Raw genomic sequence first — 24141 nt, 5'->3', positions numbered from 1 at the left:
CAGTGCAAGGAGGAGAACGCGAAGGTGGACGCCGAGCTGACCAACCGGAGCCGGGACGCGATCAACGCTGCCAGCAACCGGGCCGTGACCGAGGGGCACCCCGACCTCACCCCTGCCCATCTGCTGCTCGCGCTGCTCCAGGGACAGGACAACGAGAACATCACCGACCTGCTCGCCGCGGTCGACGCCGACCAGGCCGCCGTACGCGCCGGAGCCGAGCGCGTGCTCGCCGGGCTGCCGAGCGTGACCGGGTCGACCGTCGCGCCGCCCCAGCCCAACCGCGAGATGCTGGCCGTCGTCGCCGACGCCCAGGCCCGCGCCAAGGAGCTGGGGGACGAGTACCTCTCCACGGAACACCTCCTCATCGCCCTCGCCGCGAAGGGCGGCGCGGCCGGTGAGGTGCTGTCCCAGCAGGGGGCCGACGCCAAGAAGCTCCTGGCCGCCTTCCAGAAGACGCGAGGACAGCGACGCGTGACCACCGCCGACCCCGAGGGCCAGTACAAAGCGCTGGAGAAGTTCGGCACCGACTTCACCGCCGCCGCGCGGGAGGGGAAGCTCGACCCGGTCATCGGCCGGGACCAGGAGATCCGGCGCGTCGTGCAGGTGCTGTCGCGGCGGACCAAGAACAACCCCGTGCTGATCGGCGAGCCCGGCGTCGGCAAGACCGCCGTCGTCGAGGGGCTCGCCCAGCGGATCATCAAGGGCGACGTGCCCGAGTCGCTGAAGGACAAGCGGCTCGTCGCGCTCGACCTGGGCGCCATGGTCGCGGGCGCCAAGTACCGGGGCGAGTTCGAGGAGCGGCTGAAGACCGTCCTCGCCGAGATCAAGGACTCCGACGGGCAGATCATCACCTTCATCGACGAGCTGCACACCGTCGTCGGGGCCGGCGCCGGCGGCGACTCCGCCATGGACGCCGGGAACATGCTGAAGCCCATGCTCGCCCGCGGCGAGCTGCGCATGGTCGGTGCCACCACGCTCGACGAGTACCGCGAGCGGATCGAGAAGGACCCGGCCCTGGAGCGGCGCTTCCAGCAGGTGCTGGTCGCCGAGCCGACCGTCGAGGACTCCATCGCGATCCTGCGCGGGCTCAAGGGCCGCTACGAGGCCCACCACAAGGTGCAGATCGCCGACCGCGCCCTGGTCGCGGCAGCCACCCTCTCCGACCGGTACATCACCTCCCGCTTCCTGCCCGACAAGGCCATCGACCTCGTCGACGAGGCCGCCTCACGTCTGCGCATGGAGATCGACTCCTCGCCCGTCGAGATCGACGAACTCCAGCGCGTCGTCGACCGGCTGAAGATGGAGGAGCTGGCGATCGGCAAGGAGACCGACGCGGCCTCCCGCGAGCGCCTGGAGAAGCTGCGCCGCGACCTCGCCGACAAGGAGGAGGAGCTGCGCGGCCTCACCGCCCGCTGGGAGAAGGAGAAGCAGTCCCTCAACCGCGTCGGTGAGCTGAAGGAACGCCTCGACGAGATCCGAGGCCAGGCCGAACGCGCCCAGCGCGACGGCGACTTCGACACCGCCTCCAAGCTGCTCTACGGCGAGATCCCCGCCCTGGAGAAGGAACTGGAGGCCGCCTCCGAGGCCGAGGAGGCGTTGACATCTTCCGCCTCCGGCGGGGGCGCCAAGGACACCATGGTCAAGGAGGAGGTCGGCGCCGACGACATCGCCGACGTCGTCGCCTCCTGGACCGGCATCCCCGCCGGGCGGCTGCTGGAGGGCGAGACGCAGAAGCTGCTGCGCATGGAGGACGAGATCGGCAAGCGGCTCATCGGGCAGAGCGAGGCCGTCCGGGCGGTGTCCGACGCCGTACGCCGCAGCCGCGCCGGGATCTCCGACCCCGACCGGCCCACCGGGTCCTTCCTGTTCCTCGGCCCGACCGGCGTCGGCAAGACCGAACTGGCCAAGGCCCTCGCCGACTTCCTCTTCGACGACGAGCGGGCGATGGTCCGCATCGACATGTCGGAGTACAGCGAGAAGCACAGCGTGGCCCGGCTGGTCGGCGCCCCGCCCGGATACGTCGGCTACGAGGAGGGCGGCCAGCTCACGGAGGCCGTGCGCAGGCGGCCGTACTCCGTCGTCCTGCTGGACGAGGTGGAGAAGGCTCACCCCGAGGTCTTCGACATCCTGCTCCAGGTGCTGGACGACGGCCGGCTCACGGACGGTCAGGGCCGCACGGTCGACTTCCGCAACACGATCCTCGTCCTGACGTCGAACCTGGGCAGCCAGTACCTGGTCGACCCGGTGACCAGCGAGCAGGAGAAGAAGGAGCAGGTCCTGGAGGTGGTGCGGACCTCCTTCAAGCCGGAGTTCCTCAACCGCCTGGACGACCTGGTCGTCTTCGCCGCGCTGACCAAGCCCGAGCTGGAGCGCATCGCGAAGCTCCAGCTGGAGCGCCTGGCCAAGCGGCTCGCCGAGCGGCGCCTCACCCTGGACATCACGCCCGAGGCCCTGGCCTGGCTCGCGGAGGAGGGCATGGACCCGGCGTACGGCGCCCGGCCGCTGCGGCGGCTCGTCCAGTCCGCCATCGGTGACCGGCTCGCCAAGGAGATCCTGTCCGGGGAGATCAAGGACGGCGACACGGTCCGGGTGGACCGCTTCGAGGACGGACTGCTGGTGGGACCGGCGACGGGCAAGACGCTGTAGGACGTCACATCGTGAACGCCGAGAACCGCAAGCGCGCGGTCTCGGCGTTCACGTACTCCACCCTCACCTGCACCGCGTGCGCCTCCGCCGTGCCGGGGAGGCCGTTCTCGTGGGTCACGTCGAGGCAGAGCGCCCCGCAGGAGCCGCCGTCCGTGCGGGGCTTCGGGGCGTCCGGATACGTGCGGCTCAGCCAGTACCGCACGTCCTCGCGCGGCATCAGCAGCACGGCCGTGTACGCGGTGTCGATGCCCCGCTGCACCGTGCAGTCGCGCAGCTCGGCGCCGGCGGGGCGTTCGGCGCCGCCGAAGGCCAGTGCCTCGGCGCAACGGACCTTCGCCGCGCCCCCGGCACGCGGGTCCTCCTCGTCGGTCAGGGCCCACATGAACATGCCGACGACGAGGAACCCGAGAAGGAGCACCGGCACTGCCAGAAACGGCAGAATCAGCCTCCACCGGGTATGGCCTCGCTCCGCTGCCACCATGGCCACCGCCCCCTTCGTCCGCTGCCCAGGAGGACGGCGCTCCGCCCCCCCGGGGTTGCGGTTGACCGGATCGTGTCAGCCATGGGCTTAGCGGGGTAGTCGGGGCTTGCCACCCCCCTCCCTGCATGGGGGAGGATGGCGGAATCCGTACGAAGGGAAATTCACGGTGACCATCGACCCGTCCTCGATTCCGAACTTCGGGGGCCAGCCCGAGCCGCAGCCCGGCGGCCCTGCCGGCCCCGTCGTCCCGGATCAGGACCTCGTGAAGCAGCTCCTCGACCAGATGGAGCTCAAGTACGTCGTCGACGACGAGGGAGACCTCGCGGCGCCGTGGGAGCAGTTCCGCACCTACTTCATGTTCCGGGGTGAGGGAGACCAGCAGGTCTTCTCCGTGCGGACGTTCTACGACCGGCCCCACGAGATCGAGGCCAAGCCGCAGATCCTGGAGTCGATCGACGACTGGAACCGCCGGACCCTGTGGCCCAAGGTCTACAGCCACACCCACGACGACGGCACGGTCCGCCTGATCGGCGAGGCCCAGATGCTGATCGGCATGGGCGTCAGCCTGGAGCACTTCGTCTCCTCGACGGTCAGCTGGGTGCGCGCCGCGATCGAGTTCGACAAGTGGCTCATCGAGCAGCTCGGTCTCGAGGAGGAGATCAACGAGGCGGAGAAGCCCGAGGACGAGGAGTAGGCCCCCGGCCCGGGCCGCTCACGGCGCGTCGGCGCGTACGAACAGGTACGCGCTGCACGCGCCGTTTGCCTTTTGAGGTCCGGAGTGCGCACAGGCTGCTCTCAATCCGGCTTGCCCGGAGCCTGGAACGCCGCCCCGAGCCGCTTCGCCGCCTCCTCCAGCACCCCCGTCCGCTTGCAGAACGCGAACCGTACGAACGGGGCGCCCTCCTCGCGGTGGTCGTAGAAGACCGCGTTGGGGATGGCGACGACCCCGGCGCGTTCCGGCAGGCCGCGGCAGAAGGCGAAGCCGTCGCTCTCGCCGAGAGGGCGGATGTCGGTCGTGACGAAGTACGTGCCCGAGGGGCGGAAGACCCGGAACCCCGCCTCCGCCAGTCCCGCCGCCAGCAGGTCCCGCTTGGCCAGCATGTCGGCGCGGAAGTCCGTGAAGTACGACTCGGGCAGGGAGAGGGCCTCGGCGACCGCGTACTGGAACGGGCCCGCCGAGACGTACGTCAGGTACTGCTTCGCCGAGCGCACCGCCGTGACCAGCTCCGGGGTGCCCGTCAACCAGCCGACCTTCCAACCGGTGAACGAAAAAGTTTTCCCGCTGCTCGAAATAGTGACCGTGCGCTCGCGCATCCCCGGGAACGTCGCCAGCGGCAGGTGCTCGGCGCCGTCGAAGACCAAGTGCTCGTACACCTCGTCCGTCACCACCAGCAGGTCCCGCTCCACCGCCAGCTCGGCGATCGCCGCCAGCTCCTCGCGGGTGAGGACCGTGCCGGTCGGGTTGTGCGGGGTGTTGATCAGCAGCAGCCGGGTGCGGTCGGTGACGGCGTCGCGCAGCTCGTCGAGATCGAGGCGGAACCGGCCCTCCGCCACGTCCGCGCGCAGGGTGACCGGCACCCGGCGCCCGCCCGCCATCGCGATGCACGCCGCGTACGAGTCGTAGTACGGCTCCAGTGCGACCACCTCGTCCCCGGGCTCCAGCAGGGCCAGCAGGGCGGCGGCGATGGCCTCCGTGGCGCCGGCGGTGACCAGGACCTCCGTGTCGGGGTCGTAGGCCAGGCCGTAGCGGCGCTGCTGGTGGGCGGTGACGGCGGTGCGCAGCTCGGGGACGCCGGGGCCCGGCGGGTACTGGTTGCCGCGGCCGTCCCGCAGGGCCCGTACGGCCGCCTCCCGGATCTCCTCGGGGCCGTCGGTGTCCGGGAAGCCCTGCCCGAGGTTGATGGCGCCGGTGCTCAGAGCCAGGGCGGACATCTCGGCGAAGATCGTCGTCCCGAACTCGGCGAGCCGGCGGTTCAGGAGGGGGCGCGCGCTGGAGGTCATGCCGGTCATCCTGCGCCGAAGCTCTGGAGTTCCTCAACTCTGCTTTGGGTCATGAGCGGGGAGGGCATCACCGCCTCACGCAAGAGCGAGGCGCCCACGGGGGGCCGCTTCGGGGGAAACGGAAGGAGGGTGACGCCATGCTCGTAGGCATCATCCTGGCGGTGGTCGGAGTCGTACTGATCGGGGCACTGGTGTCCAATGCCCGCAGGGGCGGTTCCCGGCGGACGACGCGTCGCGGGGCGTGGGCGTCCTCCGGATCGAGCAGCAGCGGCAGCGGGAGCTGGTGGGCCGGCGGGGGAGACTCCGGCTCGTCCGGCGGACACTCCTGCGGCGGCAGCTCGTCCTGCGGAGGCGGGTCGTCCTGCGGGGGCGGCGGCGGTGGCTGCGGCGGCGGAGGCAGCTGACTGACGTCGGCCGTCCTCACCACGGGGAAGCCGCATCCACCGAACGCGGGGTCCGCACCTGGTGCGGACCCCGCGTCGTCGTGTCCGGAGGCCCCGGAGGCCCCGGAGGCCCCGGAGGGTTCGGAGTTCCCGGAGGTCTCGGAGGTCTCGGAGGTCTCGGAGGTCTCGGAAGGATGGTTGCCCGAACGGATGTCGGGTGACTTTCGGTGGATCCTGGCAAAATTCCCTGTCTGTAGGACAACCCGCGCCGCGCGACTTCGCGCCCGGGTGTGACCGCGGCAACTGCACGCGGCGAGCGGCCATTTCGTGAGCCGGACGGAATCCCGGGCTCCCCTCCCTCACGGCTCCGGGCGTGAGCCACGGCGCACCGGCGCACGCCTCCTCCTCACCGGCGCACGCCGTAGTTGAACAATTGAGCTGTGGAGCCCTCTGAGGGATGGAAACCCTACGAACTTGGGTAAAAACGCTGTGGCGGCGCCACCGTTCATGATTCCCTCTAGTCACCAACGCAGCCCCTCGGACGTCCTGCGGACACCTTCCTGAAACCGGCCGACTGGGCTGACCCGGGCCGACATCCCCCGGTGCGACCGGGGTGCAGCGGACCCATCTCCCTCTCCTTGTGTGCTTGCGGAGCCGATCCATGCTCACGACCCTGAACACCTCCTACACCGACACGCGCGCGGCCGATCTCGCGTGGGCCCTGGGGCGCGAGCCGCTTCCCGCACTGGCCGCACTCGACCTCGAACTGGGGGGCACCAAACTGCAGTTGCGACTCCTCGGCGCGTCCCACCAGGTCCTGCTGGAGGAGGAGCGGGGCGTCTGCTCGGAGACGGTGGCGTGCATCGCGGGCAGCAGCAGTCCGCTTCCGCTCGGCGTCGCCAAGCGGGTGGGCGACTGGGAGTACGAGTTCGCGGCCCGGGTCGAGGTCCTCTCGCCCGGCTCCTTCGCGGGCCGCGCCCAGGAGTTGCTGGCCCTCGTCTCCGACCATCCGCACGGCCTCGCCGGCGTCTTCCCCGGCAGCCCGTACGCCTTCACGGCCCTGCTCGCCCAGCACCACCAGGGGCAGGTGCACTGGCGGACCTGGCACGCCTACCCGCAGGACGGGCAGTTGGTGGCGACCCGCACCAAGGTGGGTGTACGCGTTCCGGCGGCGGTCTCCGTCAACTGACTCCGGCCGACCGACGCCCGGCCCGCCGAACCGCATGCGGCGAACCGAATCTCGTACCGATATCCGGCCTCTGTAAACCAGCACCACACGTGTGGGTGACGAACCGCAGTCGAGGCGTGACGTAACGTCGCAGCGTGATCGAGCCGCACGCGCCCGCCCCTCCCGGTTGCCCGCCGCCCTGGAGCGACCCGGGCGGCCCCGCCGGCCAGGCGCGACTGCCCGTCCGGCCCGGCACCGGACGGTTCCTGGTCCTCGCGGGCGTGTTCGTCTGCGCGGCCTGCGGACTCGTGTACGAACTGGAACTCGTCGCACTCGCCTCGTACTTGATGGGCGACTCCGTCACCCAGGCATCCGTCGTGCTGTCCGTCATGGTCTTCGCGATGGGCATCGGCTCCCTCGCCGCGAAGCGGCTGCGCCCGCTCGCGGCGGCCGGCTTCGGCGCCGTCGAGGCCGGCCTCGCGCTCGTCGGCGGGTGCAGCGCGATGGCCCTGTACGCGGTGTTCGCCTGGACCGGCGACTGGGGCGGGATGTGGGCCAACGGGCCGCGCTGCCTGCTGGTCGCCTTCTCCCTCGCCACCGGACTGCTCATCGGCGCCGAAGTCCCGCTGCTGATGGAGCTGATCCAGCGCATCCGCCGCCAGGACGCGGGCGGCGCGGTGGCCGACCTGTCCGCCGCGGATTACGTGGGAGCACTCGTCGGCGGCCTCGCCTTCCCCTTCCTTCTCCTGCCGTTCCTCGGGCAGTTGACCGGGGCCCTGCTCACCGGCGCGGTCAACGCGGTGGTCGGCGGGGCGCTGGTGCTCGGCCTGTTCCGCCGGGACCTGACCCGGCGCGCCCGGTGGCTGCTGCTGCTCGGCAACGCCCTCGTCCTCGCGATCCTCGCCTCGGCCGCCGTCCTCGTCGACGACTTCGAACGGGCCGCGCGGCGGGCGGTGTACGGCGAGGACGTCCGCGTCGCGCTCCAGACCGAGGTGCAGGAGGTCGTCCTCACCGGCGGCACCCACGGGCGGCCCCTCGACCTGTTCCTCGGCGGCCGGCTGCGGGTCAGCGGGCGCGACGAGCTGCGCTACCACGAGGCGCTCGTCCACCCGGCGATGAGCGGGCCGCACACGCGCGTGCTGATCCTCGGCGGCGGGGACGGCCTCGCCGTCCGCGAGGTGCTGCGCCACCCCGGGGTGGACCGGGTCGACGTCGTCGAACTCGACGCGGAGGTGATCCGGCTGGCCCGCACCGACCCGGCCCTGTCCGCGCTCAACCGGCACGCGTTCGGCGACCCGCGTGTGCGGGTGACGACCGAGGACGCCTTCGGCTGGATGCGCGGAGCGACCCCGGCCACCTACGACGTGGTCGTCTCGGATCTGCCGGACCCGGGGATCACGGCGAGCACGAAGCTGTACTCGCAGGAGTTCTACGGGCTGGCGCGGCGCGTGCTGGCCCCCGGCGGCCGGCTCGTGGTGCACGCCGGGCCGGTCGCGGCCGGCCCCCGGGTGTACTGGACGGTCGAGGCGACCGTGCGCGCGGCCGGTTTCCGCACCGCCCCGTACGGCACGCGCGGCCGTCACACCGCGTTCGACGCCGGGTCCGACCGCACCCCCGCCGGCCGCTCCCGGGCCCTCCGGGACTGGGGTTTCGTCCTGGCCGCCCGCACGGACCCGCGGCTGCGGCTCGACCCGGACGGTCCGCGGCCGAGTGTCCTCACGGAGGCGTCCCTCGCCGCCGGGGAACGGTCGGCGCGCAGGACGCGGATCGCCGGGTTGCCGGCGTCGACGCTGGTGCATCCGCGGTACTGAGTGGCCGTGGCCGGGGCCGGCGGGCCGGGAGGATACGCCTGGTGGGGGTGGATCGGGGGTGAATCCCTCAGGCGGGGGTGCGTTTCGGGCTGTGCTGGGTAGAGTCCGTCGACATGGAGCACGAGGTGTTCGTTCCGGTTCCGGCCGAGCGGCTCAGGGAGGCACTGGACGACCCCGCGCGGGTCGCCCGGGCTGTTCCCGGGCTCCAGCAGGACGCCGGCGCAGAGCCCGTCGCCGGACGGCTGAAGATCCGGGTCGGCAGCCACTCCGTCACCTACCGGGGTGCCGTACGGGTCTCCCGGCGGGGCGACGACGCGTACGAAGTCGAGGGCGAGGCGGAGGAGTCGCGCGGCAGCGGCTCGGTCAAGCTCACGCTGCGGATCGTCCTGCGCGAGGCGGAGGACGGCTGCACCGTCGTGTACGACGGCACGGCGTCCGCGGACGGACGGATCAAGGACCTTCCCGCGGAGGCGGTGGAGGGTGCCGTCACCCGGCTGCTGGACCGTTTCGCGGAGCACCTGGCCGCCGCGGCCCCGGACGCGGACGGCGCGGGTGCGGACGGCGCGGGTGCGGACGGCGAGGGTGCGCGGGCGGAGGCCGAGGAGAAGACCCCTTCCGACCCCGGTCGCACCGAGGAACCCCCAGCCCCCGAGCGCCCCTCAGCCTTCGGCTCCGACGTCCCGCACTCCTCCTACGGACCCGTGGACGAGGAGGACGAGGAGGACATCGCCGAGGCGGCGCACGCGCGGCGGACCATGATCGGACGCAGCGCCGAGGAGGTCGACCACGCGCCGCCGCGCGGCCGGTACGCCCCCGTCCCCGCGCCGCAGACCGTGACGTCCTCGACCCCACTGCGCTGGGCGGCCCCCGCGGCGGCACTGGCCCCGTGCCGCGTGCCGCGTGCCGCGTGCCGCGTGCCGCGTGCCGCGTGCCGCGTGCCGCGTGCCGCGTGCCGCGTGCCGCGTGCCGCGTGCCGGACGCAGGGCGGCGGGCACCGGGTGCCGGTTCGGCCGGTGCGCATCTCCGCCGGAGGCCGTTGAGCGCTGCCGCTGCCGCTGCCGCTGCCGCTGCCGCTGCCGCTGCCGCTGCCGCTGCCGCTGCCGGGTGCGGGGTGCGGGTGCCGGTTCGGACAGTGTGTGTCCGTCGGGCGTCGGTGTGTCCGCGTTGGACGGCGGAGAGCCGCTCGGTGGCCGTAGGCCCCACGTGGGCCGGGCAGACATGGCCGAAGCAGCTCGCAACCGGTGAGGGCCACTTGATCAACGCAGTAGGGTCGTTCCCCGTGAGTGACGAAGACATCACGCTGACCGCGGGTGACGCGGAGGTGACCGTGCAGCCGGGCAACGGCGGCCGGGTCGGAGGACTGCGGATCGGCGGCGTCGAACTGCTCCGCCAGGGCGAGCGGTTCGGGTGCTTCCCGATGGTGCCGTGGTGCGGCCGGATCAGGGACGGGCGGTTCCTGGACGGCGCCGAGGTGCGGCAGATGCCCCTCAACGCCCCGCCCCACGCCATCCATGGCACCGTCCGCGACGGCGCCTGGCGTGTCGCCCGCAGGAGCACGGACGAGGCCGTCCTCACGTACGAGCTCGTCGACCCCTGGCCCTACCCGGGCCTCGTCACCCAGATCGTCGCCCTCACCGAGGACGCGCTGACGCTGACCATGTCCGTCGAGACGTACGAGTCGTCCTTCCCGGCGCAGATCGGCTGGCACCCCTGGTTCAACCGCAGCCTTGGCGGCGAGGACGTGATCCTGGACTTCGCCCCCGCCTGGCAGGAGGAGCGCGGCGACGACCACCTGCCCACCGGCAACCGCCTCGACCCGAAGCCCGGCCCCTGGGACGACTGCTTCGGCATGCCCGGCGGCGTCGAGGCGACCCTGACCTGGCCCGGTCGGCTGGAGCTGAAGGTGACCAGCCGCGAGGAGTGGGTCGTCGTCTACGACGAGCAGGAGGCGGCCGTGTGCGTGGAGCCGCAGACCGGCCCGCCCAACGGGCTCAACAGCATGCCGCGCCTGGTCACACCCCTGGAGCCGCTGGAGGCCACCACGACCTGGAGCTGGCGCCGCCTCTAAGCTGGGCGCCATGACGGACACTCGTGGCGCGCTGCTGCAGCAGATCAAGGACAAGGCCGTGGTGCACGGCAAGGTGACCCTGTCGTCGGGTCTCGAGGCCGACTACTACGTCGACCTCCGCCGCATCACGCTCGACGGCGAGGCGGCCCCGCTGGTCGGCCAGGTGCTGCTCGACCTGACCGGGGAGCTCGAGTTCGACGCGGTCGGCGGGCTCACCATGGGCGCCGACCCGGTCGCCGCCGCCATGCTGCACGCGGCCGCCGCGCGCGGGAAGCGCCTGGACGCCTTCGTCGTACGCAAGGCCGCGAAGGCGCACGGCCTGCAGCGGCGCGTCGAGGGCCCGGACATCGCCGGCCGCCGCGTGCTGGTCGTCGAGGACACCTCCACCACCGGCGGCTCCCCGCTCACCGCCGTCGAGGCCGTGCGTGAGGCCGGGGCCGAGGTCGTCGCCGTCGCGACCATCGTGGACCGGGCGACCGGCGCCGCCGAGAAGATCCAGGAGGGCGCCGGGGTGCCGTACCTCTTCGCCTTCTCCAAGGACGAGCTGGGCCTCGACTGACCGGGGACTGACCAGGGCGTGGACGGTGGCCTGGACCTTCCGGCCAAGTCTGGAAAGATGGGGCCGACGATGACGTCGCACCCCAAGGTCTAGGTCAGGGCCGTAGACAGCAGTACGTCAACCCGCAGATACAAGGAGCGGACGCATGCCCATCGCAACTCCCGAGGTCTACAACGAGATGCTGGACCGGGCGAAGGCAGGAAAGTTCGCCTACCCGGCCATCAACGTGACCTCCACCCAGACCCTGCACGCGGCCCTGCGCGGTTTCGCTGAGGCGGAGAGCGACGGCATCGTCCAGATCTCCACGGGTGGCGCCGAGTTCCTGGGCGGTCAGTACAGCAAGGACATGGTGACCGGCGCGGTCGCCCTGGCCGAGTTCGCGCACATCGTCGCCGAGAAGTACCCGGTGAACATCGCGCTGCACACCGACCACTGCCCCAAGGACAAGCTCGACGGGTACGTACGTCCGCTGCTGGCGCTCTCCAAGAAGCGCGTCGAGGCCGGTCTGGCCCCGCTCTTCCAGTCGCACATGTGGGACGGCTCCGCCGAGACCCTCGCCGACAACCTCTCCATCGCGCAGGAGCTGCTGGAGCAGGCCCGCGCCGCGAAGATCATCCTCGAGGTGGAGATCACCCCGACCGGTGGCGAGGAGGACGGCGTCACCCACGAGATCAACGACTCCCTCTACACCACGGTCGACGACGCGATCCGCACCGCCGAGGCCCTCGGCCTGGGCGAGAAGGGCCGCTACCTGCTCGCCGCGTCATTCGGCAACGTGCACGGCGTGTACAAGCCGGGCAACGTCGTCCTGCGTCCCGAGCTGCTGAAGGAGCTGAACGAGGGCGTCGCCGCCAAGTTCGGCAAGGGCTCCCCGTTCGACTTCGTCTTCCACGGCGGCTCCGGCTCCACGGAGGCGGAGATCCGCACCGCCCTGGAGAACGGCGTCGTGAAGATGAACATCGACACCGACACCCAGTACGCGTTCACGCGTCCGGTCGCCGACCACATGTTCCGCAACTACGACGGCGTCCTGAAGGTCGACGGCGAGGTCGGCAACAAGAAGACCTACGACCCGCGCACCTGGGGCAAGCTGGCCGAGGCCTCCATGTCCGCGCGCGTCGTCGAGGCCTGCGGCAACCTGCGCTCGACCGGCACGAAGATCAAGTAAGTCCCGTTTCGCTCGCGTGGAGCCCGGCACCTCCTGTGGTGCCGGGCTCTTCCGTATGCTCCCCCCATGCCCGATGTCCGGTTGGCCTCCCCGCAGGGCAAGTGGATCCTGCTCACCACCGTCCTCGGCTCCAGCATGGCGCTGCTGGACTCGACCGTCGTCAATGTGGCCCTGCCGCGCATCGGCCGCGACCTCGACGCGAACCTGTCCGCACTGCAGTGGACGGTCAACGCCTACATGGTCACGCTGGCCGGGCTGATCCTGCTGGGCGGGGCGCTGGGGGACCGGTTCGGGCGGCGGAAGGTGTTTGTCGTCGGTGTGGTGTGGTTCGCGGTGGCGTCGCTGCTGTGCGGGATCGCGCCGAACGCGGGCGTGCTGATCGCCGCGCGGGCCCTGCAAGGGGTGGGCGGTGCGCTGCTCACACCCGGGTCGCTGGCACTGATCCAGGCGTCCTTCCATCCCGACGACCGGGGGCGGGCGGTGGGCCTGTGGTCCGGCTTCGGCGGGGTCGGGGCGGCGGTCGGGCCGTTCGTGGGCGGCTGGCTGGTGGACGGGCCGGGCTGGCGGTGGGTGTTCCTGCTGAACGTGCCGCTGGCGCTGCTGTGCGTGCCGGTCGCCCTGCGGCATGTCCCCGAATCCGGGGACCAGCGGGCGCATGGGCGGTTCGACGTGCTCGGGGCCGTGCTCGGGGCGCTGGCGCTCGCATTGGTGACGTACGCGCTGATCGAGGCGAGCGCGGGCGGTGCGGTGGTGGCCGTCTCGGCGGTGGCCGGACTTGCCGCGGCCGTCGCGTTCGTTCTCGTCGAGCGGCACCGGCCCGATCCGATGATGCCGACGGACATCTTCGCGTCCCGGCAGTTCACGGCCGTCAACCTCGTCACGCTGTGCGTGTACGCGGCCCTCGGAGGGTTCTTCTTCCTCGCCGTGCTCCAGTTCCAGGTGGTCGTGGGCTACTCGGCCCTGGCGGCCGGTACGGCGCTGCTGCCGACGACCGTGCTGATGCTGCTGCTGTCCGCGAGGTCCGGGGAACTGGCCGACCGGATCGGGCCGCGGATCCCGCTGACCGTGGGACCGCTGCTGTGCGCGGCCGGGATGCTGCTGATGCTGCGGGTCGGGCCGGGGGCGTCCTACCCGGCCGATGTGCTGCCGGCGCTGCTGGTGCTCGGGCTGGGCATGGTCACGCTGGTGGCGCCCCTGACGGCGACGGTGCTGGGCTCGGTGAGCGTGGTGCGAGCCGGGCTGGCCAGCGGCATCAACAACGCGGCGGCCCGGGCGGCGGGTTTGATGGCGGTGGCGGCGCTGCCGCTGCTGGCCGGGATGGGGGAGGAGGCGTACCGGGAGCCGGCCGCCTTCGACACCGCGTTCGGGAAGGCGATGGGGTGGTGTGCGGGGGCGCTGGTGGCGGGCGCGGTGATCGCGGCCGCGGTGGTGCGCAGACCGCCGCCGGACTGCAGGCGGCCGGAGTGCCTGCGGCACGGCGGTATGACGGCGCCGCCGCTGGAGGGCGAGCCGGTGCGGAAGAAGTTGCCCTAGCCCCATCCGCGCGGCGTTGTGCGGGCCGTCGTCCGGCTTGGTGTCGTGTGGGCCGTCGTCCGGTTTGGTGTCGTGCGGGCCGTCATCCGGCCTCTCGTGGCAGCTGTCCGGCCGATCCCGCCGCCCGCTGCGCTGCATCGGTCGGCATGGCGCAGACTTGACCTCATGTCCATTCACGAGAACCTTCTCGGGGGCCCGCCCCCGACCCATCTCCCCGACGACCCCGGCCCGCGGGAAATGCTCGCGTCGGGTGCCGCGCCCGCCGAGGTCGCCGGTGCGCACCCCACCTCCTCGCTCGCCTGGGCGCAGCTCGCCGACGAGGCGTTCGAGCGCGGCGCGGCCGTGGAGTCGTACGCCTACGCCCGCACGGGCTACCACCGCGGTCTGGACGCCCTGCGCCGCAGCGGCTGGAAGGGCCACGGCCCGGTGCCGTGGGAGCACGAGCCGAACCGCGGCTTCCTGCGCGCCCTGCACGCCCTCGCCCGCGCCGCGCAGGCGATCGGCGAGCAGGAGGAGTACGAGCGCTGCTCCCAGTTCCTGAAGGACTCCTCGCCGACGGCGGCGCAGGTCCTGGGCTGACCACGGCCGAGGTACGCGAGGCCCGTCCGCGGAGGCGGGCCTTGCGGTTTCGGGGGACCATTGCGGAAGATGCCCCTGGGGACCGGGGCCCCCGTGTCGGATTCGGCAGGGGCGGACCGCTACCCGGAGTTATACGCAGGAGACAGCGATGTCCCACGAGGCTCACGAGCCCGAGACCCCGCATCTCGACTTCCACGGCACGACGCCGTACGAGGACTACGTCAAGGCGGACGTACTCACCCACCTCCAGCACACCCTCTCCGACGACCCCGGAGAGATGGTCTTCCTGGTGACGACCCAGGTGATGGAGCTGTGGTTCACCGTCATCGTCCACGAGTGGGACACGGCGGCCGGCGCGCTCAGGGGTGATGACATCCCCACCGCCATCGCCGCGCTGAAGAGGTCCGTACGGGAGCTGGAGGCGCTCAACCACTCCTGGAAGCCGCTCGCCCAGCTCACGCCGGCCCAGTTCAACTCGTACCGCAGCGCCCTCGGTGAGGGCTCCGGCTTCCAGTCGGCGATGTACCGGCGCATGGAGTTCCTGCTCGGCGACAAGTCCGCGTCCATGCTCGTCCCGCACCGGGGCGCGCCGCGCGTGCACGCCGAGCTGGAGAAGGCGCTGCACGAGCCGAGCCTGTACGACGAGGTGGTGCGGCTGCTCGCGCGGCGCGGGCACGACATCCCTCAGGCCGTGCTGCAGCGCGACGTCGCCAAGCGCTACGAGCCGTCGCCGCAGGTGGAGGCGGCCTGGACGGCCGTCTACTCGGGCGACGAGAGCGACGAGGTCGCCCGGCTGGGCGAGGCGCTGAGCGATGTCGCCGAGCTGGTGTGGCGCTGGCGCAACGACCACCTGGTCGCCACCCGCCGCGCGATGGGTGCCAAGACCGGCACGGGCGGCTCCGCCGGGGTGGCCTGGCTGGAGAAGCGCGCGCAGAAGAACGTGTTCCCCGAGCTGTGGACGGCCCGGTCCTATGTCTGAGCCGGCGGAACGCGCGCGGAAGCTGGACGCCCTCGACGAACTGGGCGGCAAACGCGTCGAGTTCGTGCTCGACGATGTGATCTACCTCGATGGCAACTCGCTCGGCGCGCTGCCCGCCGTCGTGCCCGGCCGGGTCGAGGACGTCGTACGCCGCCAGTGGGGCGAGCTGCGCATCCGGTCCTGGGAGGAGAGCGGCTGGTGGACGGCGCCCGAGCGGATCGGTGACCGGATCGCCCCGCTGGTCGGGGCGGCGCCGGGCCAGATCGTGGTGGGTGACTCGACAAGTGTCAACGTGTTCAAGGCACTTGTGGGTGCGGTGCGGATGGCCGGGGAGGGTCGTGACGAGCTCCTCGTCGATGCGACGACCTTCCCCACCGACGGGTACATCGCCGAGTCCGCCGCCCGCCTGACCGGCCGTACCCTGCGGCCCGTGGCACCGGCGGACCTGCCGGGCGCGCTGGGCGACCGTACCGCCGCCGTCCTGCTCAACCACGTCGATTACCGCACCGGCCGGCTGCACGACCTGCCCGGTCTGACGGCCGCCGTGCACGAGGCGGGCGCGGTCGCCGTCTGGGACCTGTGCCACAGCGCGGGCGCGCTGCCGGTCGGGCTGGACGAGTACGGCGTCGATCTCGCGGTCGGCTGCACCTACAAGTACCTGAACGGCGGGCCCGGTTCACCGGCGTACCTGTACGTGCGGCGGGAGTGGCAGGACCGTTTCGACTCGCCGCTCCCCGGCTGGAACTCGCACGCCGAGCCGTTCGGCATGCGCGCCGGCTACGAACCGGCCCCCGGCGCCCTGCGCGGCCGGGTCGGCACGCCCGACATCGTCTCGATGCTCGCCCTGGAGGCGGCCCTGGACGTCTGGGACGGGGTGTCGGTCGACGCGGTGCGGGCCAAGTCCCTGGCGCTGACGGACTTCTTCCTGGAGTGCGTGGCGGCGTATGTGCCCGAGGGCAGGGTCGAATGCGTGACGCCTGTGGCGCACGGGGAGCGGGGCAGCCAGATCGCCCTGCGCTGTGACGACGCCGGTGACGTCATGAAGCGGCTGATCGAGCGGGGTGTGGTCGGCGACTTCCGGGCGCCGGACGTGCTGCGCTTCGGCTTCACACCGCTGTATGTCGGGTTCGCCGACGTGGAGCGGGCGGCGCGGGTGCTGGCGCAGACGCTGGCCTGACCGGCGGTGGGGCCGGGACGCCCCTGCGGTGTCCCGGCCCCACGGCCCCGCCCGATCTTCACCGAGCGTGACATCCCCGTGTCCTCGCACGTCACGCGCCTGGTACCGTCCCGGCCAACGGCTGACCCCTCAACTGGTCTGCCGCGTACGGTTCATCGCTGGAAGGTTGGAGCATGACGGACGACGTCGCAGCAGCACGGGCCGCTGCCGAGGAGAAGTCGGCCTTCTCCCACGCGCCCGTCGACCCCGACGCCACCGCGGCCTACGGCGACCACCCGGACCAGGTGATCGACTTCTTCGCGCCGCGCCGGGCGGGCGGTCCCGGACCGGCCCCGGTCGTCGTCGTGCTGCACGGCGGCGCCTGGCGGGCGCCGTACGACCGGCGTCACATCAGCCCCTTCGCGGACTTCCTCGCCCGCCGCGGGTTCGCCGTGGCCAACGTCGAGTACCGGCGTGGCGGCGGTGACGACTCCCTCGCGGGCCGCTGGCCCGACACCTTCGACGACGTCGCCGCGGCGCTGGACGCCCTGCCCGCGCTGGTACGGGAGTTGCTGCCGCAGGCCGACTCGCGCCGTACGGTCCTCACCGGCCACTCGGCGGGCGGGCATCTCGCGCTGTGGGGTGCCGCCCGGCACGTCCTGCCGGCCGGCTCGCCCTGGCGCAGCGGCGGTCCGGTGACGCTGCGCGGCGTGGTCGCCCTGGCCCCGATCGCGGATCTCGCGATCGCCGACAAACTGGACGTGTGCGGGGGCGCGGCCCGTCAACTCCTGGGCGGCGACGAGCACTTCGCGGAGCGGCAGCCGTACGCGGACCCGGCGCTGCTGCTGCCCACGGGCATCGCCACCACCCTCGTCCAGGGCCGTACGGACCTCGACGTGCCGCAGGCGGTCGCCGAGTCGTACGCGGAGGCAGCGGCGAAGGCCGGGGAGATGGTGGGGGTGACGCTGCTGGAGGACGTGGGGCACTTCCCGCTCATCGACCCGGCGGCTGACGCGTGCGCGGTGGTGGTGGAGGAGATCGCACAGCTGGCGTGGTGAGGGCAGTAGCCCTTGCGGAGCTGCCTGAGCTGCCCCTTAAGAGGGGCCCCGGGGCATACCCGTAGTACCTGAGAGCTACGCCGCAGGTGAGTTCCCTGGTGGGACGCGGACGAGGCGTCCCGCTCCGTAACTTCCCTTCCACGCAGACCCGATGGCCGGGTGCGCTGGAGGGGAACGACCATGGGGTCCGCACCGCAGTACCGCCACGGCGACGGCAGGCGCCGCGCCGGCCGATGGCGCCGAGCCGCGCTCGCCGTCCTCATCACCGGTGCGGTGGTCGTCCCTCTGTCCGGGGCCGTACGACCGCAGACCCCCGCACCGGCCCCCGCCTCCCTCGCACCCCTCAGCGCGTCGACGCTCCACGAGGCGTACGCGGCCAACCGGGCCAACGCCGCCGAGGCGGCCCGTACGGCCGCCGCCCACCACGACCGGGACCGTGCCGCGACGGACCGTCGTCTGGCCGCCCCGGCCCGGCACCTCCTGCGGTTCGACGGCCGCGGCTCCGGCCGGGTGACGGAGGTCCTCGGCGACCTCGCCCGGGCCGACCGCGTCGCCGTTCTGGTTCCCGGCTCCGACACGGGCCTCGACACCTATGGCAGGTTCCACGCGGCGGCCGCCGCCCTGCACCGGCAACTCGCCCGGCAGGCCCCGGCGGGCACGCGCACCGCGGTCGTGGCCTGGCTGGGCTACGAGACGCCGGGCACCGTCAGCACGACGGTCACGACGACCGGCAGGGCGGAGCAGGCGGCCCCGCACCTGCGCGCGCTCGTGGCCGACCTGCGTGCCATAGCGGGCGCAGGACCGCGCATCTCGCTGCTGTGCCACTCGTACGGCTCGGTGGTCTGCGGCCGTGCCGCCGCCGGGCTCGCCGTCGACGACATCGCGCTCGTCGGCAGCCCGGGCACCGGTGCCGACAGCGCCGCCCGCCTGCACACCCGCGCCCGCGTCTGGGCGGCCCGGGGCGGTGACGACTGGGTGGAGAACGTCCCGCACGTCGACCTGGACCTGTTCGGCACCACGGTCGGCTTCGGCACCGACCCCGTCTCCCCGTCCTTCGGCGCCCGGGTCTTCACGGCGGGCGACGGCGGCCACAGCGACTACTTCAGGCCCGGCTCGGCCTCCCTGACCAACCTGGCCCGGATCGTCCTGGGCGAGACCAAGGCGGTGACCCATGACTGACATCGGCGTACGCGCCCTGCGGCAGTCAGTGCGCCGAGGCGCCGGCCGCATCGGCGCGGCCACCCCGCCCGGCCGCGACCGGGCCGTGGACGCCCTGCGGGCCGCCGCCGTCCTCGGTGTCGTCCTCGGGCACTGGCTGGTCACCGCCCTGGTCTCCGACGGCCGCGCCCTGCGCACGGCGAGCCCGCTGCAGCACATGCCCTGGCTGACGCCGGTCTCCTGGATGTTCCAGACCCTCGCCGTGTTCTTCCTGGTCGGTGGCCATGTCGCCACCCGCAGTCATGCCTCGGCCCGGGCCCGGGGAATCTTGTACCACCGGTGGCTGACGGCCCGGCTGTCCCGGCTGTTCAAGCCGGTCGCCGCCGTCCTCACCCTGTGGACGGTCGCCGCCGTCGCGCTGCTGCTGTCGGGCACCGAGTTCGGCACGGTCCGCACGATGGTGAAGCTGGCCCTGTCCCCCCTGTGGTTCCTCGTGGTGTTCGCGGGCCTGACGGCGGCGACCCCGCTGCTCACCCGGCTCAACCCGCTGTGGCCGCTGGCCGTCGTCCTGCACGTGGACCTGCTGCGCTTCGGCCTCGGCGGCCCGTCCTGGCTGGGCTGGGTGAACGTGGCGGCCGCCTGGACGGTGCCCTACACGCTGGGCGCGGCCTGGACCCGTGGCGAACTGGAACACCGCCGGGCGGGCTGGGTCCTGCTGGGTGGTGGGGCGGCGGCGACCGCGGCGCTCGTGGCGTGGGCGGGCTACCCGGCGGCCATGGTCGGCGTCCCGGGCGAGGGCGTGTCCAACCTGGATCCGCCGACGCTGGCCGTCGTGACGTTCGGGCTGGCCCAGTGCGGTCTCGCCCTGCTGCTGCGCGAGCGGCTGCGGCGGGCGATGCGCCGGCCCGTGGCGTGGGCGGCGGTGGCGCTCGTCAACCTCTCCGCGATGACCGTCTTCCTCTGGCACCAGACGGCCCTGATGGCCACGACCGCCACCGGCCTGCTCATCGGCCGGCTCCCCGGGCTGCACACCCGGCCCGACGACCTCGGCTGGGTCGGGGCCCGGCTCCTGTGGCTGCCCGTGTTCGCGCTGGCCCTCACGGCCTGCTGGGCCGCCTTCCGCTCCTTCGAGCGGGGCGGTGGCGGCCGGGGCCGCAGGTCGCGGGTGGTGCGGGCGCACCGTCCGTCCGACCGGGGCACAGCGGCGAAGACGCGTCATGTCTAGGCTGGGCCGTGTGACGGACACGGGGGTGGGCCGCGCGCTGCGGGCGCGCGTCGAGGGCTGGCTGCGGGTGCTCCGTGACGACCTGTGGACCATCCGGGCAGATCCGATGCCGGCCTCCACGTGGCTGCGCTGGCTGCCGCACGGGCTGGTGTGCCTGGCCGCGTTCGGCGTCACCTTCGGCGCGGTGGGGCAGCTCGTCGACAACGGCGGGGTGGGCCCGCAGATCGCCTTCCCGCTCGGGCTGGCGCAGGGCGGCGCCATGGTGCTCGCACTGTGGCGGCCTATTTCGGCGTGGTGGCTCTCGACGGCGGCCATGCTGCTGGGCGCCCTCGAGGTGCGCCGCCATTTGCTGGCCGGCGGCGCCCTCGACTTCACCTGGCCCTGGACGTCGGCCGGGATCATCGGACACATGGCGGTGCTGCTGCTGCTCGCCCTGCGGGTGCGGACCAGGGTGTCCGTCGAGGCGCTCGCGCTGACCATGCTCCTCACCTACGTCGTCCAAGGGCTGCTGGGCGCGGCCGGCTATTCGTCCACCGGGGTACTCGCGGTCACCCTGTTCGCCGTCGTCGTGGTCCTCGGAACCGCCCTGCGCGGCCGGCGCGAGGCCCGCGCGGAACTGGTCGAGCAGACCACGCTGACCGCCGAGGAACGCACCCGGCGCACCCTGCTGGAGGAGCGCAGCCGCATCGCGCGGGAGCTCCACGACGTGGTGGCCCACCACATGTCGGTCATCTCCATCCAGGCGCAGGTCGCCCCGCACCTCGTGGAGAACCCGCCCGACGAGCTCAGGGAGAACCTCGCGGGCATACGGCAGAACGCGCTGGAGGCACTGATCGAACTGCGCCGCGTGCTGGGCGTGCTGCGCTCGGAGCACACCGGGCCGGGGGAGCCGTTCGGCGAGGCGGGTGACGAGACCACACCGCACGCCCCGCAGCCCACGCTGGACCGGCTCGACGCGCTGGTGGAGAACACCCGGGCGGCCGGACGCGAGGTCGTCACCCACATCCAGGGCGAGCGGCGTCCGCTGCCGCCCGGCGTGGAGCTGTCGGCGTACCGGATCGTGCAGGAGGCGCTGAGCAACGCCCTGCGGCACGCGCCCGGCGCGCGGATCACGGTCCGTCTCACCTACGAGCCGGACGGCCTGGAGGTGGAGGTCGTCAACGGCCGCCCGACCGGACCGCCACCGCCGTCGACGGGGGCGGGCCACGGGCTGCTCGGCATGCGGGAGCGGGTCGCGATGCTCGGGGGCACCATGACCGCGCACCTGTGGCACTGGGACGGCTTCAAGGTCACCGCCTTCCTCCCGGACACCCCGCCCGCGGACACCCCGGGCACCGACCACCCCACGGCCCGCAGGAAAGGGACCTCATGACGAGCGGCACCGGCAAACCCATCCGGGTTCTCATCGTCGACGACCAGGCGATGGTCCGGCAGGGCTTCACCGTGCTGCTCGGCATACAGCCCGACATAGAAGTCGTCGGCGACGCGAAGAACGGTGAGGGCGGCATCGCCAAGGCCTCGGAACTCGCCCCGGACGTCGTCCTGATGGACATCCGCATGCCCGGGATCGGCGGCATCGAGGCCACCCGGCACATCACCGCCGCGCACCCGGACATGCGGGTGCTGGTGCTCACCACCTTCGACCTCGACGAGTACGTGTACGACGCGCTGCGCGCCGGAGCCTCCGGGTTCCTGCTGAAGGACGCGTCGTCGGAGCAGCTCGCCGAGGCGGTCCGGGTGGTGGCGGCCGGGGAAGCGCTGCTCGCCCCGGTCATCACCCGCAAGCTGATCGCCGAGTTCTCCCGGCTCGACGGCAAGCCCCGCGCCCCGCTCAGGGAGCGCGTCGGTGACCTGACCGAGCGGGAGACGGAGGTGCTCGCGCTGATCGCGCAGGGCCTGTCGAACGCGGAGATCGCCAAGCACCTGTTCGTGGCCGAGCAGACGGTGAAGACCCACGTCGGCAGGATCCTGGTGAAGCTGGGCCTCAGGGACCGGACGCAGGCGGCGGTGTTCGCCTACGAGTCGGGACTGGTGCGGCCGTCGGGGTACTGAGGCCGCTCCCGGTGGTCCCCGTAGTACCTGAGAGGGACCCCCAGTGACCCCTCTCACTGGGGACGACCGGGACCCGGTGGTGCGCCTACCGTTCTGTACGTGACCGAGACGATTCACATACAGACCACGCCGCCGGGCGACGGGGCGGACGGGGCCAAGCCGCGCAGCCCTGAGTACCGGGTGGCCGTGGACTCCCTGCGCGGCCTGCGGGAGGACCTCTTCCGCGACGCCTTCGCCTACCGGCCGCTGCCCCGCAGGAGCACGGACGGGCGGATTGTCCGGCGGCTGCCCGCGCGGCTACGGGAGTACGCGCGGTGGACGCCGCATGGGGTGATCGCTCTGGCGGCCCTGTTCACCCTGATGCTCGCCAGTGTCGACAACGACAGCCCGGTGCTGTTGATGATGCCGCTGACCGTGCTCCCGGTTCTCATGACCATGATCCGGCCGGTGGGGGCGTTCTGGCTGTCCATGGCCGCCACCCCGATCACCGGGGTGGCCGGCAGCAGCTGGGGGGACTGGCCGTGGCAGGCCGGCAGCTTCGCGTGCCATCTGACGGTGCTGACGGTCGTGGCGATACGCACCAGGCCGCGCACGGCGGGCTGGATGTGGGCGCTGACCGCGCTGTACGCCGTCGTCGCGGACAGCGGCGTCGGTCCGACGTACATGTACGGCACCAACTCCGGCCCCATGCTGGTCATATCGGCCCTGATCCTGCTCTGCGTCACCGTCTGGCACGTCCGCCGCCATGCCGAGCAGGAGGTCACGGCTCAGCAGACGGTCACCGCGCACGAGCGCTCCCGCCGCACCCTGCTGGAGGAGCGCACCACGATCGCCCGTGAGCTGCACGACGTCGTGGCCCACCACATGTCGGTCGTCGCCATCCAGGCGGAAGCCGCGCCCTACCGGGTGGAGAACCCGCCTCCGGAGCTGGAGAAGGCGTTCGCCACGATCCGGGAGAACGCGGTGGCGGCCCTCACCGAACTGCGCCGGGTGCTGGGCGTGGTCCGCGCCGAGGACTACGAGGTGCCGGACGCCCCGCAGCCGACGCTCGCCGACCTTGAGGGGCTGCTGGCCAACGTCCGGGAGGCCGGGCTGACCGTGGAGAAGGCGGTGACGGGCGCGGTGCGGGAGCTGCCGCAGGGCGTGGAGCTGTCGGCGTACCGCATCGTGCAGGAAGCCCTGAGCAACACCCTGCGGCACGCGCCGGGCGCGACCGCCCGGGTCGAGATCGGGTACGTGCTGGGCGGTCTGGGTCTGCGCATCGTCAACGGCCCGCCGCCCAACCCGAGCCTGATCAAGCCCTCGCCCGGCGCCGGGCACGGCATCACGGGCATGCGGGAGCGGGTGTCGATGCTGAACGGCGAGATGACGGCGGGCGGCACGGACGACGGAGGTTACGAGGTGGCGGTGTTCCTGCCGGTCGCCCTGCCGGACGAGGGTGACGTATGACCATCCGCGTCCTGATCGCGGACGACCAGATGATGGTGCGCGAGGGGTTCTCGGTCCTGCTGAACGCGATGCCGGACATCGAGGTCGTCGGCGAGGCGGTGAACGGCCGGGATGCCGTCACCAAGGTCCGCGAACTCGCCCCGGACGTGGTGCTGATGGACATCCGCATGCCCGAGCTGAACGGCATCGAGGCGACCCGCGAGATCGTGGCCGCCGACGGCGCGGCGAAGGTGCTGGTGCTCACCACCTTCGACCTCGACGAGTACGTGTACCAGGCGCTGCGCGCGGGTGCCTCCGGCTTCCTCCTCAAGGACGCCTCGGCCCGCCAGCTGGCCGACGGGGTGAAGGTCGTGGCCTCCGGGGAGGCGCTCCTGGCCCCCTCGGTGACCAGGCGCCTGATCACCGAGTTCTCCAAGCTCTCCGAGAAGCCGCATCTCATGCCCTCCGCCCACGCGGCCTACGGTGACCTCACCGAGCGGGAGACGGAGGTGCTGGTGCTCATCGCGCAGGGCCTGTCGAACTCGGAGATCGCGGAGCGGCTGGTGGTCGCCGAGTCGACGATCAAGACGCATGTCAGCCGGATCCTGGTGAAGCTCGGCCTCAGGGACCGGACCCAGGCGGCGGTGTTCGCCTACGAGGCGCGGCTGGTGACGCCCGGATAGCCGGG

At 72.4% G+C, this 24141-nt stretch carries 22 protein-coding genes; 20 read left to right on the top strand and 2 right to left on the bottom strand.

What is annotated here, in order from left to right:
- The first annotated feature begins 24 nt into the window (after nt 1-24).
- On the top strand, nt 25-2646 hold the full coding sequence (clpB, locus tag IO24_RS0133555; protein ID WP_031142430.1) for an ATP-dependent chaperone ClpB: 2622 nt from the start codon (nt 25-27) through the stop codon (nt 2644-2646).
- A 4-nt stretch (nt 2647-2650) separates the two neighbouring features.
- Here clpB and IO24_RS0133550 read toward each other — a convergent pair whose 3' ends face one another.
- Complete coding sequence (locus IO24_RS0133550) at nt 2651-3070, bottom strand: hypothetical protein (protein ID WP_234335324.1); 420 nt, start codon at nt 3068-3070, stop codon at nt 2651-2653.
- A gap of 223 nt (nt 3071-3293) precedes the next feature.
- Here IO24_RS0133550 and IO24_RS0133545 point away from each other — a divergent pair, with 223 nt between their 5' ends.
- Nucleotides 3294-3821 (top strand): YbjN domain-containing protein, encoded by a 528-nt coding sequence (locus IO24_RS0133545; protein WP_031142427.1) that lies wholly within the window; start codon nt 3294-3296, stop codon nt 3819-3821.
- A gap of 101 nt (nt 3822-3922) precedes the next feature.
- Here the strand turns inward: IO24_RS0133545 and IO24_RS0133540 are convergent, their stop codons facing one another.
- Nucleotides 3923-5137, bottom strand: coding sequence for a pyridoxal phosphate-dependent aminotransferase (locus tag IO24_RS0133540; protein WP_031142424.1), 1215 nt, complete (start codon nt 5135-5137; stop codon nt 3923-3925).
- 128 nt (nt 5138-5265) lie between these two features.
- On the opposite strand from IO24_RS0133540, the gene IO24_RS43610 reads away from it, so the two are divergent.
- From IO24_RS43610 to IO24_RS0133455, 18 genes are all read left to right on the top strand, one after another.
- The gene (locus IO24_RS43610; protein WP_107063073.1) at nt 5266-5532 is read left to right on the top strand and encodes a hypothetical protein; all 267 of its coding nucleotides are present in this window, start codon (nt 5266-5268) and stop codon (nt 5530-5532) included.
- A gap of 640 nt (nt 5533-6172) precedes the next feature.
- Nucleotides 6173-6700, top strand: coding sequence for a DUF2617 family protein (locus IO24_RS0133535; protein ID WP_031142422.1), 528 nt, complete (start codon nt 6173-6175; stop codon nt 6698-6700).
- A gap of 134 nt (nt 6701-6834) precedes the next feature.
- Complete coding sequence (locus tag IO24_RS0133530; protein ID WP_031142420.1) at nt 6835-8490, top strand: polyamine aminopropyltransferase; 1656 nt, start codon at nt 6835-6837, stop codon at nt 8488-8490.
- Nucleotides 8491-8603: 113 nt separating this feature from the next.
- On the top strand, nt 8604-9530 hold the full coding sequence (locus IO24_RS0133525; protein ID WP_078965995.1) for an SRPBCC domain-containing protein: 927 nt from the start codon (nt 8604-8606) through the stop codon (nt 9528-9530).
- Between the two features lie 239 nt (nt 9531-9769).
- The gene (locus IO24_RS0133520) at nt 9770-10558 is read left to right on the top strand and encodes an aldose epimerase family protein (RefSeq protein WP_031142416.1); all 789 of its coding nucleotides are present in this window, start codon (nt 9770-9772) and stop codon (nt 10556-10558) included.
- A 10-nt stretch (nt 10559-10568) separates the two neighbouring features.
- Nucleotides 10569-11117, top strand: a complete 549-nt coding sequence (gene pyrE / locus IO24_RS0133515; RefSeq protein ID WP_031142415.1) for an orotate phosphoribosyltransferase — start codon at nt 10569-10571, stop codon at nt 11115-11117.
- Nucleotides 11118-11262: 145 nt separating this feature from the next.
- Nucleotides 11263-12285, top strand: a complete 1023-nt coding sequence (gene fbaA / locus IO24_RS0133510) for a class II fructose-bisphosphate aldolase (RefSeq protein ID WP_031142413.1) — start codon at nt 11263-11265, stop codon at nt 12283-12285.
- 66 nt (nt 12286-12351) lie between these two features.
- Complete coding sequence (locus IO24_RS0133505) at nt 12352-13818, top strand: MFS transporter (protein WP_031142410.1); 1467 nt, start codon at nt 12352-12354, stop codon at nt 13816-13818.
- Between the two features lie 165 nt (nt 13819-13983).
- Nucleotides 13984-14397, top strand: coding sequence for a DUF3151 domain-containing protein (locus IO24_RS0133500; protein WP_031142408.1), 414 nt, complete (start codon nt 13984-13986; stop codon nt 14395-14397).
- A 148-nt stretch (nt 14398-14545) separates the two neighbouring features.
- The gene (locus IO24_RS0133495; protein WP_031142406.1) at nt 14546-15376 is read left to right on the top strand and encodes a tryptophan 2,3-dioxygenase family protein; all 831 of its coding nucleotides are present in this window, start codon (nt 14546-14548) and stop codon (nt 15374-15376) included.
- Nucleotides 15369-16553, top strand: a complete 1185-nt coding sequence (gene kynU, locus IO24_RS0133490) for a kynureninase (protein ID WP_031142404.1) — start codon at nt 15369-15371, stop codon at nt 16551-16553. The genes IO24_RS0133495 and kynU overlap by 8 nt, the downstream gene beginning before the upstream one ends.
- 173 nt (nt 16554-16726) lie before the next feature.
- Complete coding sequence (locus tag IO24_RS0133485) at nt 16727-17590, top strand: alpha/beta hydrolase (RefSeq protein ID WP_031142402.1); 864 nt, start codon at nt 16727-16729, stop codon at nt 17588-17590.
- A 180-nt stretch (nt 17591-17770) separates the two neighbouring features.
- Nucleotides 17771-18769, top strand: coding sequence for an alpha/beta hydrolase (locus tag IO24_RS0133480; protein ID WP_031142400.1), 999 nt, complete (start codon nt 17771-17773; stop codon nt 18767-18769).
- Nucleotides 18762-19973 (top strand): acyltransferase family protein, encoded by a 1212-nt coding sequence (locus IO24_RS0133475; protein ID WP_031142398.1) that lies wholly within the window; start codon nt 18762-18764, stop codon nt 19971-19973. The genes IO24_RS0133480 and IO24_RS0133475 overlap by 8 nt, the downstream gene beginning before the upstream one ends.
- Complete coding sequence (locus IO24_RS0133470; RefSeq protein ID WP_031142396.1) at nt 19966-21345, top strand: sensor histidine kinase; 1380 nt, start codon at nt 19966-19968, stop codon at nt 21343-21345. The genes IO24_RS0133475 and IO24_RS0133470 overlap by 8 nt, the downstream gene beginning before the upstream one ends.
- Nucleotides 21342-22025 (top strand): response regulator, encoded by a 684-nt coding sequence (locus tag IO24_RS0133465; protein ID WP_031142394.1) that lies wholly within the window; start codon nt 21342-21344, stop codon nt 22023-22025. The genes IO24_RS0133470 and IO24_RS0133465 overlap by 4 nt, the downstream gene beginning before the upstream one ends.
- Nucleotides 22026-22124: 99 nt before the next feature.
- Nucleotides 22125-23474: a sensor histidine kinase gene (locus IO24_RS0133460; RefSeq protein WP_037669083.1), complete on the top strand. Its 1350-nt coding sequence runs from the start codon at nt 22125-22127 to the stop codon at nt 23472-23474.
- Nucleotides 23471-24136, top strand: coding sequence for a response regulator (locus tag IO24_RS0133455; protein ID WP_031142390.1), 666 nt, complete (start codon nt 23471-23473; stop codon nt 24134-24136). Before IO24_RS0133460 ends, IO24_RS0133455 begins: the two co-directional genes overlap by 4 nt.
- The last annotated feature ends 5 nt before the right edge of the window (nt 24137-24141 follow it).

The organism is Streptomyces flavovariabilis (assembly GCF_000725785.1).
Taxonomy (GTDB): domain Bacteria; phylum Actinomycetota; class Actinomycetes; order Streptomycetales; family Streptomycetaceae; genus Streptomyces; species Streptomyces hawaiiensis.
This window is presented reverse-complemented; position numbering and strand designations above follow the sequence as displayed.

Excerpts from the sequence above, each read along its gene's own strand:
- IO24_RS0133535 (WP_031142422.1), top strand. The coding sequence starts at position 6,173 with ATGCTCACGACCCTGAACACCTCCTACACCGACACGCGCGCGGCCGAT.
- IO24_RS0133525 (WP_078965995.1), top strand. The coding sequence starts at position 8,604 with ATGGAGCACGAGGTGTTCGTTCCGGTTCCGGCCGAGCGGCTCAGGGAG.
- IO24_RS0133455 (WP_031142390.1), top strand. The coding sequence starts at position 23,471 with ATGACCATCCGCGTCCTGATCGCGGACGACCAGATGATGGTGCGCGAG.
- IO24_RS0133480 (WP_031142400.1), top strand. The coding sequence starts at position 17,771 with ATGGGGTCCGCACCGCAGTACCGCCACGGCGACGGCAGGCGCCGCGCC.
- kynU (WP_031142404.1), top strand. The coding sequence starts at position 15,369 with ATGTCTGAGCCGGCGGAACGCGCGCGGAAGCTGGACGCCCTCGACGAA.
- IO24_RS43610 (WP_107063073.1), top strand. The coding sequence starts at position 5,266 with ATGCTCGTAGGCATCATCCTGGCGGTGGTCGGAGTCGTACTGATCGGG.
- pyrE (WP_031142415.1), top strand. The coding sequence starts at position 10,569 with ATGACGGACACTCGTGGCGCGCTGCTGCAGCAGATCAAGGACAAGGCC.
- IO24_RS0133540 (WP_031142424.1), bottom strand. The coding sequence starts at position 5,137 with ATGACCGGCATGACCTCCAGCGCGCGCCCCCTCCTGAACCGCCGGCTC.
- fbaA (WP_031142413.1), top strand. The coding sequence starts at position 11,263 with ATGCCCATCGCAACTCCCGAGGTCTACAACGAGATGCTGGACCGGGCG.
- IO24_RS0133500 (WP_031142408.1), top strand. The coding sequence starts at position 13,984 with ATGTCCATTCACGAGAACCTTCTCGGGGGCCCGCCCCCGACCCATCTC.
- IO24_RS0133485 (WP_031142402.1), top strand. The coding sequence starts at position 16,727 with ATGACGGACGACGTCGCAGCAGCACGGGCCGCTGCCGAGGAGAAGTCG.
- IO24_RS0133505 (WP_031142410.1), top strand. The coding sequence starts at position 12,352 with ATGCCCGATGTCCGGTTGGCCTCCCCGCAGGGCAAGTGGATCCTGCTC.
- IO24_RS0133495 (WP_031142406.1), top strand. The coding sequence starts at position 14,546 with ATGTCCCACGAGGCTCACGAGCCCGAGACCCCGCATCTCGACTTCCAC.
- IO24_RS0133475 (WP_031142398.1), top strand. The coding sequence starts at position 18,762 with ATGACTGACATCGGCGTACGCGCCCTGCGGCAGTCAGTGCGCCGAGGC.
- IO24_RS0133465 (WP_031142394.1), top strand. The coding sequence starts at position 21,342 with ATGACGAGCGGCACCGGCAAACCCATCCGGGTTCTCATCGTCGACGAC.
- IO24_RS0133470 (WP_031142396.1), top strand. The coding sequence starts at position 19,966 with ATGTCTAGGCTGGGCCGTGTGACGGACACGGGGGTGGGCCGCGCGCTG.